The organism is Streptomyces sp. NPDC051555 (assembly GCF_044454405.1).
Lineage (GTDB): Bacteria > Actinomycetota > Actinomycetes > Streptomycetales > Streptomycetaceae > Streptomyces.
Genome location: NZ_JBITDP010000002.1, coordinates 707032 through 722383, shown reverse-complemented (window position 1 = coordinate 722383; position 15352 = coordinate 707032). Strand labels below are relative to the sequence as shown.

The 15352-nt window shown below is 70.9% G+C and carries 2 protein-coding genes; both read left to right on the top strand.

Features of this window, described 5'->3' with window-relative positions; genetic code table 11:
• The first annotated feature begins 20 nt into the window (after window positions 1-20).
• Entirely contained in the window at window positions 21-4970 is a 4950-nt protein-coding gene (locus ACIBEA_RS07385) for a type I polyketide synthase (protein WP_399258844.1), read from the top strand.
• A 69-nt stretch (window positions 4971-5039) separates the two neighbouring features.
• On the top strand, window positions 5040-15206 hold the full coding sequence (locus ACIBEA_RS07380; RefSeq protein ID WP_399258843.1) for an SDR family NAD(P)-dependent oxidoreductase: 10167 nt from the start codon (window positions 5040-5042) through the stop codon (window positions 15204-15206).
• Window positions 15207-15352: the final 146 nt, after the last annotated feature.

The following is a 15352-nucleotide window of genomic DNA, read 5'->3' as shown; positions in this document are numbered from 1 at the left end:
GCACGGGGAGCTGAATTCGAATGTCCAATGAGGACAAACTCCGCACCTATCTCAAACTGGCGACCACGGACCTCCGGCAGGCCCGCCGGCGTCTCGAGGAGCTGGAGGCCAAGAACCACGACCCCATCGCGATCGTGGCGATGAGCTGCCGCTATCCCGGCGGCGTCACCTCGCCCGACGAGATGTGGGACCTGGTCGCGAACGGCTCCGACGCCGTCTCGGTCTTCCCCACCGACCGGGGATGGGACGTGGAGAACCTCTACGACCCGGATCCGGACCAGCAAGGGAAGAGCTACACCCGCGAGGGCGGATTCCTCTACGGAGCGGCGGAGTTCGACCCCGAGTTCTTCGGCATGTCGCCCCGCGAGGCACTGGCCACCGACCCCCAGCAGCGACTGCTCCTGGAGACCTCCTGGGAGGCGCTGGAGCGGGCGGGCATCGAACCGAAGTCGCTGCGCGGCAGCCGGACCGGCGTCTTCGCCGGCGTGATGTACAACGACTACGCCGCCCGGATGCAGTCGGCTCCCGAAGGCTTCGAGGGCCACATAGGCAACGGCAGCGCGGGCAGCGTCGCCTCCGGACGGATCTCCTACACGCTGGGCCTCGAAGGCCCCGCGGTCACCGTGGACACGGCGTGCTCGTCGTCGCTGGTGGCGCTGCACCTGGCGGTGCAGTCGCTGCGCACCGGCGAGTGCACGATGGCCCTGGCCGGCGGCGTGGCGATCATGTCGTCCCCCACCATCTTCGTGGAGTTCAGCCGACAGCGGGCCATGTCACCGGACGGCCGCTGCAAGTCCTTCTCGGACGCGGCGGACGGTGCGGGCTGGGCCGAGGGAGTGGGAATGCTGCTCCTGGAGCGGCTCTCGGACGCCCGGCGCAACGGGCACCCCGTACTGGCCGTCGTACGCGGCTCCGCCGTCAACCAGGACGGCGCGAGCAGCGGGCTCACGGCGCCGAACGGCCCGTCGCAGCAGCGGGTGATCCGGGCTGCGCTGGCGAACGCGGAAGTCTCCGCGGTGGACGTGGACGTGGTGGAGGCGCACGGTACGGGTACGACGCTGGGTGACCCGATCGAGGCGCAGGCGCTGATCGCGACGTACGGCCAGGACCGCCCGGCCGAACGGCCGCTGTACCTGGGGTCGTTGAAGTCGAACATCGGTCACACGCAGGCTGCTGCGGGCGTGGGCGGTGTGATCAAGATGGTGCAGGCGATGCGCAACGGCGTGCTGCCGCAGACCCTGCATGTGGGTGAGCCCTCGTCGAAGGTGGATTGGTCGGCGGGCGCTGTCGAGCTGCTGACGGAATCCCGCGAGTGGGTGCCCGGTGCCGATCGGGTCCGCCGTGCGGGTGTCTCCTCGTTCGGCGTGAGCGGTACGAACGCCCACGTCATCCTCGAACAGGCTCCGGAGGGCCAGGAGGCGGCCGAGGAGTCGGAGCCCGTGGCTCCCGCGGCGGTGCCGTGGGTGCTGTCGGGCCGGAGCGACGCGGCCCTGCGGGGTCAGGCGGCGCGCTTGTCGTCGCTCGTCGAGTCCGGCGGTGCGGGTCCGTCCCCGGTGGACGTGGGCCTCTCGCTCGCCGCGGGCCGCGCCGCCTTCGACCACCGCGCGGTACTGGTCGCCGGTGACCGGAACGGCCTGACCGCGGCGACGGCTGCGGTGGCGCGTGGCGAGGAGGCTCCGGCCGGAGTGGTCACCGGCACCGCTCACGGGATGCGCGACCGGGTGGTGTTCGTGTTCCCGGGTCAGGGTTCGCAGTGGGCTGGGATGGCGGTGGATCTGTTGGATTCCTCGCCGGTGTTCGCCGGTCGGTTGGCCGAGTGTGGTCGGGCGTTGGCGGAGTTCGTGGACTGGGATCTGGAGGCGGTGGTTCGTCAGGCTCCTGGTGCGCCGTCGTTGGAGCGGGTGGATGTGGTCCAGCCGGTTTCGTGGGCGGTGATGGTCTCTCTCGCGGAGTTGTGGCAGTCCTTCGGTGTGAAGCCGTCCGCTGTGGTGGGTCATTCGCAGGGTGAGATCGCCGCGGCTTGTGTCGCGGGTGGGCTGTCGTTGCAGGATGGTGCTCGTGTGGTGGCCCTGCGGTCGCAGGCCATTGCGGGAAGCTTGGCCGGGTTCGGCGGGATGATGTCGGTGGCGTTGCCGCTGGTGGAGGTCGAGTCCCGTCTGGTGCGTTGGGCGGGTCGGTTTGAGGTCGCGGCCCTGAACGGCCCCACCTCCACCGTCGTGGCCGGTGAGCCGGAGGCGTTGGACGAGCTTCTCGCCGAGTGCGAAGGGGAGGGTGTTCGGGCTCGGCGGGTTGCGGTGGATTATGCCTCGCACACCTCGCATGTGGAGCGGATCGAGGGTGAGCTTGCGGAGGTGTTGGCGCAGGTGCGGCCGGTGGCTGCGCGGGTGCCGTTCTTCTCTACGGTGGAGGGTGATTGGTTGGACACGTCGGGTCTCGATGCCGGGTATTGGTATCGGAACCTGCGTCAGACGGTTCGCTTCCAGTCGGCTGTGGAGGCGTTGGGTGAGCAGGGTTTCGAGGCGTTCATCGAGGTCAGTGCGCATCCGGTGCTGACGATGAGCGTGCAGGACCAGGCGGAGTCCGCTGTTGCGGTGGGCACGTTGCGCCGTGGTGAGGGTGGCCTGGACCGCTTCTACGCGTCGCTTGCCGAGGTGTGGGTTCAGGGTGTGGAGGTGGATTGGGCGCGGGCGTTCGAGGGGACGGGTGCGTCGCGGGTGGAGTTGCCGACGTATGCGTTCCAGCGGCGTCGCTACTGGCTCGACGCCCCGGCAGTTGCTGAGGTGGTCGTGGACCAGGCGGAGGCCGCCTTCTGGGAGGCGGTCGAGGGCGAGGACCTGACCTCGCTCCTCACGACCCTGGATGTATCGGGAGACGTGCCGTTCAGCGAGGTCCTGCCTGCGCTGTCGGCTTGGCGGACGGAGCGGCGTCGGGGAGCGGGGACGGACGGCCGCCGATACGACGTGGTGTGGAAGCCGGTGTCCACCGCCTCGGATCCGGTGCTGAGCGGAACGTGGCTCGTCGTGGTTCCGGAGGGCCTCGCCGAAGACGCGTGGGTGGCGGACCTGGTCCAGGGGCTGGCAGCGCGGGGAGTTCGCCCCGTCCGGCTTGTGGCTCCTGCGGACGCGGACGCGAACGCGGCCGCGTCGGCCGGCTTGGCCGGCCTGGTGTCGGGCGCTCTGGCGGCGGAATCCGGTCCCGTCGCCGGTGTGTTGTCGTTGTTGGCGTTGGAGGGGTCGTCGTCGGGTGGGGTGGGTGGTGGTCTGGCGGGTTCGTTGGCTTTGGTGCAGGTGTTGGTGGGTGCTGGGGTCGAGGGGCGTTTGTGGTGTGTGACGCGTGGTGCGGTGGGGGCGGGTGAGCGGGTTTCGGCTCCGGTGCAGGCGCAGGTGTGGGGTTTGGGGCGGGTGGTGGCGTTGGAGCATCCGGAGTTGTGGGGTGGTCTGGTGGATCTGCCTGTGGTCCTGGATGGGCGTGTGGTGGAGCGTTTGTGTGGGGTGTTGTCGGGGGTGGATGGTGAGGATCAGGTTGCGGTGCGGGCTTCTGGGGTTCGTGTGCGGCGTGTGGTGCGTGCGGGGCGGGTGTCGGGGTCGTCGGGTGGTTGGTCGGGTGGTGGGACGGTTCTGGTCACGGGTGGTACGGGTGCGTTGGGTGGGCATGTGGCGCGTTGGTTGGCTGGGCGTGGGGTGGAGCATGTGGTGCTTGCGTCGCGTCGTGGGCCTTTGGCGCCGGGAGTTGATGTTCTTGGTGGTGAGCTGACGGATTTGGGTGTTGGGGTCTCGGTGGTTGCGTGTGATGTGGGTGATCATGGTGAGGTGGCCGGGTTGCTCGCCTCGTTGGGTGAGCGGTCGGTGTCGGGTGAGTTGCCTCCGTTGTCGGGTGTGGTGCATACGGCCGGTGTTCTTGATGACGGTGTGATCGAGTCGTTGACGCCGGAGCGGTTGGCTTTCGTTTTGCGGTCCAAGGCGGATGCTGCGCGGCATTTGGATGAATTGACGCGGGGTTTGGACCTGTCGTTGTTCGTGATGTTCTCGTCGATGGCGGGGGCGGTGGGTGGCGCTGGGCAGGGTAACTATGCGGCGGCCAATGCGTTCTTGGACGCGTTGGTGGAGCAGCGTCGCGGGCTCGGACTCCCCGGCACCTCCATCGCCTGGGGAGGCTGGGCAGGAGACGGCCTCGCGGCGGGGGAGACGCGGGGGAAGTGGGCCCACCGCAGTGGGTTCGAGGCGATGGCGCCCGAGGACGCCCTCGCCGCACTGGACCAGGTCCTCGACCGGGGCGACGAGTTCGCCATGGTCGCGGACGTGGACTGGGCACGGTTCGCGTCATCGTTCACCACCGTCCGCCGCTCGCCGTTGATCTCGGACCTTCCCGAGGTCAACCGCCTCCCGGAGACCTCCGGCGAGGTGTCCGATCCGACCGGAGCGGGTGCGGGCGGGTCCTCCTCCGCTTCACTGGGCGAGCGACTGGCGGGACTGTCCCCCGCCGATCGGGCGCACGAGCTGCTCGTGCTCGTACGGACCCACGTGGCACGGGTGCTGGCGCACCCGAACGCCGACGCCGTGGATCCTGACCGGGCGTTCAAGGAGCTCGGGTTCGACTCGCTCACCGCGGTCGAGCTGCGCAACAGGCTGAAGGCCGCCACCGGCCTTTCGCTCCCCGCGACGCTCGTCTTCGACTACCCGAGTCCGGCCGCCCTGGCGGACAACCTGCGTACGCGCCTGGTCCCGGAGGTCGAAGGGAACGCCGGGGAGCAGCCGGGTGACTCCCGGGTGCGCGAAGCACTGGCGTCCATTCCGCTCGCCCGCATCCGGGACGCGGGACTCATGGACATCCTGCTGCGGCTGGCGGAGTTCGAGAGCAATGAAGCCCTTTCCGGAGGTGAGGGCGAGCAGGGACCGGTCGACGAGGAGTCGATCGACTCGATGGATGCGGAAGCCCTGCTCCGAATCGCCTTCGAAAATTCTGATGTCTGATTGATGAACATGAATTCTTCGAAACGCCTCATACGTTCCTGAATCGCCTGTACCTGCGTGGAGTTGGCAATGAGTAATACGTCTCCTGAGAAGATTCTTGAAGCGCTACGCACTTCGCTGAAAGAAACCGAACGCCTCCGCAAGGAGAACCGTCGGATCGCGGCGGCTTCTCGGGAGCCCATTGCCATCGTCGCCATCGGCTGCCGTTTCCCCGGGGGTGTGACGTCTCCCGAGGGGCTGTGGTCGCTCCTGGATTCCGGCACCGACGCCGTCTCCGGGTTCCCCACCGACCGCGGCTGGGACGAGGACCTGTACGACCCGGATCCCACGCGCCACGGGAAGACCTACGTGCGCGAGGGCGCCTTCCTGGAGGGCGTCACCGACTTCGACCCCGGCTTCTTCGGCATCTCGCCGCGCGAGGCACTGGCGATGGACCCCCAGCACCGGTTGCTGCTGGAGACGTCCTGGGAAGCCCTGGAGCGGGCCGGCATCTCGCCGCAGTCGCTCAAGGGAAGTCGTACGGGCGTCTTCGCCGGTACGAACGGTTCGGACTACGGCGCCCTGCTGCAGCAGACCCCCGAGGGGCTCGAAGGCTACCTGGGCACCGGCAGGTCCGGAGCGGTGCTGTCCGGTCGGGTCTCGTACTTCCTGGGCCTCGAAGGCCCCGCGGTGACCGTGGACACGGCCTGCTCGTCGTCCCTGGTGACCCTGCACCTGGCCGCCCAGTCCCTGCGCAACGACGAGTGCACGCTCGCGCTCGCCGGCGGTGTGACCCTGATGACCACTCCCGGCGCGTTCGTGGAGTTCAGTCGCCAGGGCGCCCTGTCGCCGAGCGGGCGCTGCCGACCGTTCTCCGACGCGGCGGACGGCACGGCGTGGGGCGAGGGCGCCGGAGTCCTGGTGTTGGAGCGGTTGTCCGACGCCCGGCGCAACGGTCACCCCGTGTTGGCGGTGGTGCGTGGTTCCGCGGTGAACCAGGACGGTGCGAGCAACGGTCTGACGGCGCCGAACGGTCCCTCGCAGCAGCGCGTCATCCGTGCGGCCCTGGCCGATGCCCGGGTCTCCGCGGCGGACGTGGACGCGGTGGAGGCGCACGGCACCGGTACGACGCTGGGCGACCCGATCGAGGCGCAGGCGCTGCTGGCCACCTACGGCCAGGACCGCCCCGCCGACCGGCCTCTGTGGCTGGGTTCGCTGAAGTCCAACATCGGTCACTCCGCGGCCGCCGCCGGAGTGGGCGGTGTGATCAAGATGGTGTTGGCCATGCGGCACGGCGTACTGCCGCAGTCGCTGCATGTCGGCGAGCCGTCGTCCGAGGTCGACTGGTCCGCGGGTGCGGTCGAGGTCCTCGCCGAGGCGCGGGAGTGGCCGGCGGTCGAGGGACGTCCGCGTCGTGCGGGCGTGTCGTCGTTCGGCGTGAGCGGTACGAACGCCCACGTCATCATCGAGCAGGCTCCGGAGCTCGAACCCGCACCCGAGGCGGCGCCGGCGGTCGCGGTTCCGGCGGTGGTGCCGTGGGTGCTCTCCGGGCGCGGCACCGAGGGGCTGCGTGGGCAGGCGGCGGGGCTGTCGTCGTGGGTCGAGGGCGATGCGGCCCTGTCCCCGGTGGACGTGGGCTGGTCGTTGGCGGCCGGGCGCGCCGAATTCGAGAACCGCGCCGTGGTGATCGGCGGTGGGCGCGAGGAACTGGCGTCCGGCGCGGCCGCGTTGGCGCGTGGTGAGTCGGTCCCGGGTGTGGTGGTGGGTCCGGGTGCTGTGGCGGGTGGCGGTCGGGTGGCCGTGTTGTTCTCGGGTCAGGGTTCGCAGCGGGTCGGCATGGGACGGGAGTTGTACGAGCGTTTCCCGGTGTTCGCGGCAGCGTTCGACGAGGTCTGTGCCGTGCTGGACCGGGAGTTGTCCGGTCATGTGGTGGGTGGCGTGCGTGAGGTCGTCTTCGGCGAGGGCGGCGCTGAGGGCGCTCTGGACGAGACGGTGTTCACCCAGGCGGGCTTGTTCGCTGTGGAGTGGTCGCTCTTCCAGCTGATCGAGTCGTGGGGTGTGCGGCCCGAGTTCGTGGGTGGTCACTCGATCGGTGAGCTGGTTGCCGCGTGTGTGGCGGGTGTGTGGTCGTTGGAGGATGCGGCGCGGCTGGTGGCTGCGCGTGGTCGTCTGATGCAGGCGTTGCCTGTGGGTGGCGCGATGGTGGCGGTGCAGGCGGCCGAGGCGGACGTGGTCGAGCTGCTGGCGGACTACGGCTCGCGGGTGTCGATCGCCGCGGTGAACGGTCCGTCGGCGGTGGTGCTGTCCGGTGACGAGGACGCCGTGCTGGAGGTGGCGGCGGCACTGAAGGCGCAGGGTCGTAAGACGAAGCGGTTGGTGGTGTCGCACGCGTTCCATTCGCCGCGGATGGACGCGATGTTGGACGAATTCCGCGAGGTCGCGAAGGGTTTGACATACGGGCCTCCGCGGATGCCCGTGGTGTCGAACGTGACGGGTACGGTGGCGACGCCGGATGAGTTGTGTGCGCCGGAGTACTGGGTGCAGCACGTGCGCGGAGCGGTTCGCTTCGCGGACGGCGCCCAGGCGCTCAGGACTCAAGGCGTGTCCGTATTCGTCGAGTTGGGTCCTGAGGGGGTGCTGAGCGCGATGGGAGCGGAGTGTGTGCCGGACGGCGTGTTCGTCCCCGTCCTGCGCTCGGGTCGCGGCGAGGAACGCTCGTTCATAGCCGGTGTGGCGCGTGCGTGGACGCACGGTGTCGCCGTCGACTGGGCCCAGGCGTTCTCGGGCACGGGCGCCTCCCGGGTGGACCTGCCGACGTACGCCTTCCAGCGCCAGCGCTACTGGCTGGAGAACGGCCCGCAGAGCGGGGGCGACGTGACCTCCGTCGGCCTGGCCTCCGCCGACCACCCCCTGCTCGGGGCGGCCGTGGACCTCGCGGGACGGGACGGGGTCGTCTACACCGCCAGGCTGTCGCTGAAGACGCACCCGTGGCTGGCGGACCACCGCATCGGTGACGTGGTCGTACTTCCCGGATCGGCGCTCGTCGACATGCTCACCCATGTGGGCGAGAACGCCGGCGCTCCGGTCGTCGACGAGCTCGACATCAGTGCACCGATCACCTTCCCGGCCGCGGGGAGCACGACGATCCAGCTGAGCGTGGACGCCCCCGACGCCGACGAGCGGCGCCGGCCGGTGCGGGTCCACTCCCGGATCACCACCGAGGCCGGCACCGGCACCGGCACGGGCCCCGGAATCGACCAGGACGGCTGGACCGAGCACGCCACCGCCGCGCTGGCCGTCCGGGACGGCGCGTGGGACGAGAGCGAGGCGCACACCGCCTCGGACCTCGCTTCCTGGCCGCCGCGGAACGCGGTCGAAAGGACGGACCTGACACTCCCCGGCGTACGGGCGGTGTGGGAGTCCGAGGGCAAGGCGTACGCGGACCTGTGCCTGCCCGAGTCCGCCGAGAGCGGTGACTCCGATCGGTACGGGGTCCACCCGGCGGTCCTGGAGACGGCACTGCGGCTGACCGTGCGGCTCGGCCTTGTACCCGACCTCTCCGAAGTCCTCGACCCCGACGCGAGCTGCCTGGCGCACACGTGGTCCACCGTACGGGCGTACGCGAAGGGCGCGAGTTCACTGCGCGTACGGCTCACGCCCACGGGCCCGGACACCGTGGCCATCAGCGCCGCGGACGACACCGGGGCTCCGGTGCTCGACGTCGGCGCGGTCGCGCTGCGCACCTTCTCCCCGCAGGCACTGCCCACCGACAACCCCTACGGCCGCGACGCCCTGTTCGAGGTCGAATGGGTACGGGCCGCGAGCAGCTCGGCAGCGGCCGCGGACGACCGGTGCTCGTACGGAGACCTGGCGGACGGCCGGGCGGTACCGCCCGTCGTCGTCTTCGAACCCGGGGCCGACGATCCGGACGGCTCCCTGCCCGAGCGGGTGCACGCCGTCGGGCAGCACGTCCTGGGGGTCCTCCAGCAGTGGCTGGCGGATCCGAAGGCGGCGTCGTCCCGTCTGGTCGTGGCCACCGCGACGTCGCCGGGAACGGACGGCGAGCTCGTGGCCGAGTCGATCCGCGGTCTCGTCCGCTCCGCCCAGTCGGAGAACCCGGGACGGTTCGTCCTCCTGGAAACCGACCGGCTCGACGAGGAGACGCTTCGTACGGGCCTGGCAGCGGCCGGAGCGGCCGGATCGGACGAGCCGCGGATCGCGGTCCGCGAGGGGCGTGCCCACGTCCCCCGCCTGCGCCGCGCCGTGGTGCCCGCCCTGCCCGCCACCGACCTCGGCCTCGCCGACGGGGCGGTGCTGGTGACCGGAGCGACCGGGGGACTGGGACGCCTGGTGACCCGTCACCTCGTCGAGACCCACGGCGTGACCGAACTGGTGCTGGTGTCCCGCTCCGGCCGGGACGAGCAGTGGGCCGACGAACTGGAGGCGCTGGGCGCCTCCGTACGGATGGTCGCCGCCGACGTCGCCGACCGCGAGGCCATGGCGGACGTCGTGGGCTCGCTCGGCGACCGGCTGATCGGCGTCGTCCACACCGCGGGCATCGTCGACGACGCGGTGGTCGCCACCATGGAGGAGGGGCAGTGGCACGCGGTGCTGCGGCCCAAGGTCGACGCGGCCTGGCACCTCCACGAACTGACGGCCGGCCTGGACCTGCGCGCCTTCGTGCTCTTCTCCGCGGCCGCCTCGCCCTTCGGCGGCGCCGGGCAGGGCAACTACGCGGCGGCCAACGCCTTCCTCGACGCCCTGGCCGCACACCGCCACACCCTCGGACTGCCCGCGGTCTCCATGGCCTGGGGGCTGTGGGGACCCGAGATCGGCGGCATGGGCGGACGGCTGGGCGACACCGACCTGACCCGGATGGCACGCCTCGGCATCCTGCCCATCTCCGCCGAGCAGGGCCTGGCCCTGTTCGACGCGGGCCTCGTCAGCACGCGGCCGACACTCGTCCCCGTACGCCTCGACCTGCCCGCCCTCCGCGACAACGGCCAGACGCCCGCCCTGCTGCGCAGCCTGGTGCCGTCCCCGGTCCGGCGCGCGGTGACCAGGGGCGACGCCGCGGCGAGCACCCGCACGGGAACCCCGGCGGACGCCCTCGCCCACCAGCTGACCGGACTGGCTCCGGCCGACCGGCACAAGCACCTGCTCGACCTGGTGCGCGACAGCGCCGCGACGGTGCTGGGCTACGCCTCGGCCCACGCCATCGACGCCCACCGGCCCTTCAAGGACGTCGGATTCGACTCCCTGACCGCCGTCGAACTGCGCAACCACCTCGCCGCCTCGACCGGTCTCGCGCTCTCGGCCACGCTGGTCTTCGACTACGCGACGCCCACCGCACTCGCGCAGCACCTGAGCACCGAACTCCCCGGCGCGACGGACGGCGACGCTGGTGCGGGGCGGGCCGTGGCCGGGACCCCGTCGGCGCCGGCCGCCGCGACGGACGACGATCCGATCGTCATCGTCGGAATGGGCTGCCGCTTCCCGGGCGGCGCGAACTCCCCGGAGGAGCTCTGGCAGCTGCTGGCCTCCGGAGGCGACGCGGTGACCGAGTTCCCGCAGGACCGGGGCTGGGACATGGCGACCCTGTTCGACCCCGACCCCGACCGGATCGGCAAGAGCTACGTCCGGGAGGGTTCCTTCCTGGAGGGCGTGGCCGACTTCGACCCCGGGTTCTTCGGAATCGCACCGCGCGAGGCCCTCGCCATGGACCCGCAGCAGCGGCTGCTCCTGGAGACCTCGTGGGAGGCGATCGAACGGGCCGGCATCGACCCGTCCACGCTGCGCGGCAGCCGGACCGGCGTCTTCGCCGGAACGAACGGCCAGGACTACAGCGCCCTGCTGTTCCGCTCGCCCAACGAGTCGGACGGCTACCTCGCCACCGGAATCTCCGCCAGCGTGGTGTCGGGCCGCCTCTCGTACACCTTCGGCCTCGAAGGCCCGGCGGTGTCGGTGGACACGGCCTGCTCCTCCTCCCTGGTCACCCTGCACCTGGCCGCCCAGGCGCTGCGTGCGGGGGAGTGCACGCTCGCCCTGGCGGGTGGCGTCACGGTCATGTCCACTCCGGGCCTGTTCGTGGAGTTCAGCCGCCAGCGGGCCCTCTCGTCGGACGGCCGCTGCAGGGCGTTCTCCGACGCGGCGAACGGCACGGGCTGGGGCGAAGGCGCCGGCATGGTGCTGCTGGAGCGGTTGTCGGACGCTCGGCGCAACGGTCACCCCGTGTTGGCGGTCGTCCGTGGTTCCGCGGTGAATCAGGACGGTGCGAGTAACGGTCTCACCGCGCCGAACGGTCCGGCGCAGCAGCGGGTGATCCGCGCTGCGTTGGCGAATGCGGGTGTGTCCGCGGCCGATGTGGACGTGGTGGAGGCGCACGGAACGGCTACGACGCTGGGCGACCCGATCGAGGCGCAGGCGCTGCTGGCGACGTACGGCCAGGACCGTCCGGCCGAACGGCCGTTGTATCTCGGCTCGTTGAAGTCCAACATCGGTCATACGCAGGCTGCTGCGGGAGTGGCCGGTGTGATCAAGATGGTGCAGGCGATGCGGCACGGGATCATGCCGGAGTCGCTGCATGTGGGTGAGCGGTCGTCGAAGGTGGATTGGTCGGCGGGTGCGGTCGAGCTGCTGAGCGAGGCGCGTGAGTGGGTGCCCGGTGCTGTTGACCAGGTCCGTCGTGCGGGTGTGTCGTCGTTCGGCGTGAGCGGTACGAACGCCCACGTGATCCTTGAGCAGGCCCCGGACGTCGACCTTGAGGTCGAGGTTGTCGAGGCGACGCCGGAGGCGGTGGCGCCGGTGGCGGTGCCGTGGGTGGTGTCCGGCCGTGGGGCCGAGGCCGTGCGGGATCAGGCTGGTCGGCTGGCATCGCTCGTCGAGTCCGGCGGTGCGGGTCTGTCGCCGGTGGACGTGGGTTGGTCGTTGGCCGCCGGGCGGGCGGAGTTCGAGAACCGTGCCGTGGTGATCGGTGGTGCGTTGGGTGAACTTGCGTCTGGTTTGGGTGCGTTGAGGGATGGTCTGCCGGCTTCTGGTCTGGTGGAGGGTGTGGTTTCGGGCTCTGGTGGCCGGGTGGTGTTCGTGTTCCCGGGTCAGGGTTCGCAGTGGGCCGGGATGGCGGTGGATCTGTTGGATTCTTCGCCGGTGTTCGCTGGGCGGATGGCCGAGTGTGGTCGGGCGTTGGCGGAGTTCGTGGACTGGGATCTGCTCGATGTGGTGCGCGAGGTTGAGGGTGCGCCGTCGTTGGAGCGGGTGGATGTGGTCCAGCCGGTGTCGTGGGCGGTGATGGTCTCCCTCGCGGAGCTGTGGCAGTCCTTCGGTGTGAGGCCGTCCGCTGTGGTGGGTCATTCGCAGGGTGAGATCGCCGCGGCTTGTGTGGCGGGCGGGCTGTCGTTGGCGGATGGTGCTCGTGTGGTGGCCCTGCGGTCGCAGGCCATTGCGGGAAGCCTGGCTGGTCTGGGCGGGATGATGTCGGTGGCGTTGCCGCTGGTGGAGGTTGAGTCCCGTCTGGTGCGTTGGGCGGGTCGGCTGGAGGTCGCTGCCCTGAACGGCCCCACCTCCACCGTCGTCGCCGGTGACCCGGAGGCATTGGACGAGCTTCTCGCCGAGTGCGAGGCGGAAGGTGTTCGGGCACGCCGAGTTGCGGTGGACTATGCCTCGCACACGTCGCATGTGGAGCGGATCGAGGGTGAGCTCGCGGAGGTGTTGGCGCAAGTACGGCCCATGGCTGCGCGGGTGCCGTTCTTCTCCACGGTGGAGGGTGATTGGTTGGACACGTCGGGTCTGGATGCCGGGTATTGGTATCGGAACCTGCGTCAGACGGTCCGCTTCCAGGGTGCGATCGAGGACCTGGTCGCGCAGGGGCACGGCACCTTCATCGAGGTCAGCGCGCATCCGGTGCTGACGATGAGCGTGCAGGACCAGGCCGAGTCCGCCATCGTGGCGGGCACGTTGCGCCGCAATGAGGGTGGCCTGGACCGGTTCTACGCGTCGCTGGCCGAGGTCTGGGTCCAGGGCGTGGACGTGGACTGGGCGCGGGCGTTCGAGGGGACGGGTGCGTCGCGGGTCGAGTTGCCGACGTATGCGTTCCAGCGGCGCCGGTACTGGCTCGACGCCGGTGGCGCCGTCACCGGCGACATGGCTTCGGTGGGTCTGCTGCCCGCCGACCACCCCTTCCTCGGCGCCGCGATCGAGCTGCCCGGCTCGGACGGGATCGTGCTCACCGGACGGCTGTCGGCGCAGGCACATACGTGGCTGCCCGCACAGGGCGCCGAAGGGGCCGCGCTGCTGCCCGCGACGGCGTTCGTGGAGATGGCGCTGAGGGCCGGCGACGAAGTCGGCTGCGACGTGGTCGACGAGCTGACGCTCCAGGAACCCCTCGTACTGCCCGCGCAGGGCGGTGCCCAGCTCCGGGTGCGGGCCGCGGAGCCGGACTGGACGGGGCGCCGCAAGTTCAGCGTCCATTCGCGGACCGAGGCCGGATCGGCCGACGCCCCGTGGGTGTGCCACGCCACGGGCGTGCTGGCGACCGGCGACGGTTCGGTGCCGGCATGGGACCTGGTGTCCTGGCCGCCGGCAGGAGCCGTGGCAGTGGAGAACGAGGAGTTGGACGGCCTCTGGCAGGGGGCCGACGGTGACGTGTTCGCCGAGGTGAGCCTGCCCGGAGCGGACGAGCAGCAAGGGGAGGCGGCCCGCTACGGTCTGCACCCGGCACTGTTCGACGCCGCTCTGGACGCCGCTCGGGTCCTCGCGGGTGCGGGGGAGGACACGGGCACGAACGGGCCGTGGCTCCCCTCCTCCTGGCAGGGCGTTTCGCTGCACGCCGTCGGCGCTGCGACGCTGCGGGTACGGATCACCGCCACCGGACGACTCGGCGCGTTCTCGATCGCGCTGGCCGATGCGACCGGTGCCCCCGTGGCGTCGGTCGAGGCGCTCGCGCTGACCCCGCCGGACGCTGCCCGGCCCGGTGGTGACGCCGTGGGCTCCCCGGAGCAGTCCGGGCGGCCCGCCGCGCGTCGGAGCGGGCCCCGGCGGACCGCGGCACCGCCCGGTGCGACCGGCACCGCCGGTGGAGCGGACCTGCGGCGGCGGCTGGCCGGGCTCGCGGACGCGGATCAGATCCAGCTGCTGTCCGACCTGGTGCGCGCCGAGACGGCCGTGGTCCTGGGGCACCCCGGACCCGAGACCGTGGACCTCCACCGGGGGTTCTTCGAGCAGGGCTTCAACTCGCTGATGTCGGTGGACCTGCGCAACCGGCTCGGTGCGCGGACCGGGCTGCGCCTGCCGACCGGGTTCCTCTTCGAGTACACGAAGCCGACGTCGGTGGTGGCCCACCTGCAGAAGGTGCTGACCGGCCCCGACGCGTCCGACACTTCCGGCGGCCCGACGATCTCCGGTACGCGGGCCCCGGCGCCGGCCGCAGGCATCGAGGCGATGTTCCGTCAGGCGCACGCCAGTGGGCAGCACACGGCGGGCAACGAGCTGATCATGGCGGCGTCGAGCCTCCGGACCGCCTTCGACAGCGGGTCGGTCGCCGAGCACCTGCCGGAGCCCGTGCGGCTGGCCGTCGGGCCGGCGCGGCCCACGCTGTTCTGCCTTCCCGCCGTGGTGGCGACCGCTGGTCCCCAGCAGTACACCCGCTTCGCCGAGCACTTCCGTGACCGGCGCGACGTGACGGTCGTACCGCAGCCCGGATACCTGGAGGGCGAGAGCATTCCGGCCGACATGGCGGCGCTCGTCGAACTCCACGCGCAGGCACTGGTGCAGGCGGCCGGGGACGATCCGTTCGTGCTCGTCGGCCACTCGGCCGGCGGTCAGATCGCCCACGCCGTCACCGCGCACCTGGAGCAACTCGGCTCCGCACCCGCGGCGCTGGTCCTGCTGGACGTGCCCTGGCCCGACGACGACGAGGTCAACAACGACGTCGGCGTGGCGATGCTAGGCGTGGTCTTCGACCGCGAGGCGAAGCTGGGCGGCGGCATCATGAACGACACCCGGCTGAGTGCCATGGGCGGATACCACCGGATCCTCGGTGGGTGGCGCCCCGAGCCCATCAAGACGCCCACGCTGCTCGTCCGTGCCACCGAGCCGATGTGGACCTCCTCCGGCGACCCGGAGCACGCACACGTGCTGCACATCGACTGGAAGCTGGAGCACACCGCCAGGGAAGTGGCGAGCGACCACTTCGGCATCGTGGAAGAGCACGCGGAAGCCACGGCGCGCATCGTCGAGGCATGGCTCGACGAAATGGCCTGAGGGTTCGTTCCGGCGCCGGCCAGCAGTACGAGAAACCCTTTCCATCGCCGGTCCCCGACCGTCGATCCCTCACCTCTGACCTCTGACCTCTGATCGCACATTCGCGTATTCGCACATTCTCACATTCGCGTACTCGCGCTTTCGTG

What these genes read in the sequence shown, in the direction of transcription:
- ACIBEA_RS07385 (WP_399258844.1), top strand. Translation starts at nt 21, where the DNA reads ATGTCCAATGAGGACAAACTCCGCACCTATCTCAAACTGGCGACCACG.
- ACIBEA_RS07380 (WP_399258843.1), top strand. Translation starts at nt 5,040, where the DNA reads ATGAGTAATACGTCTCCTGAGAAGATTCTTGAAGCGCTACGCACTTCG.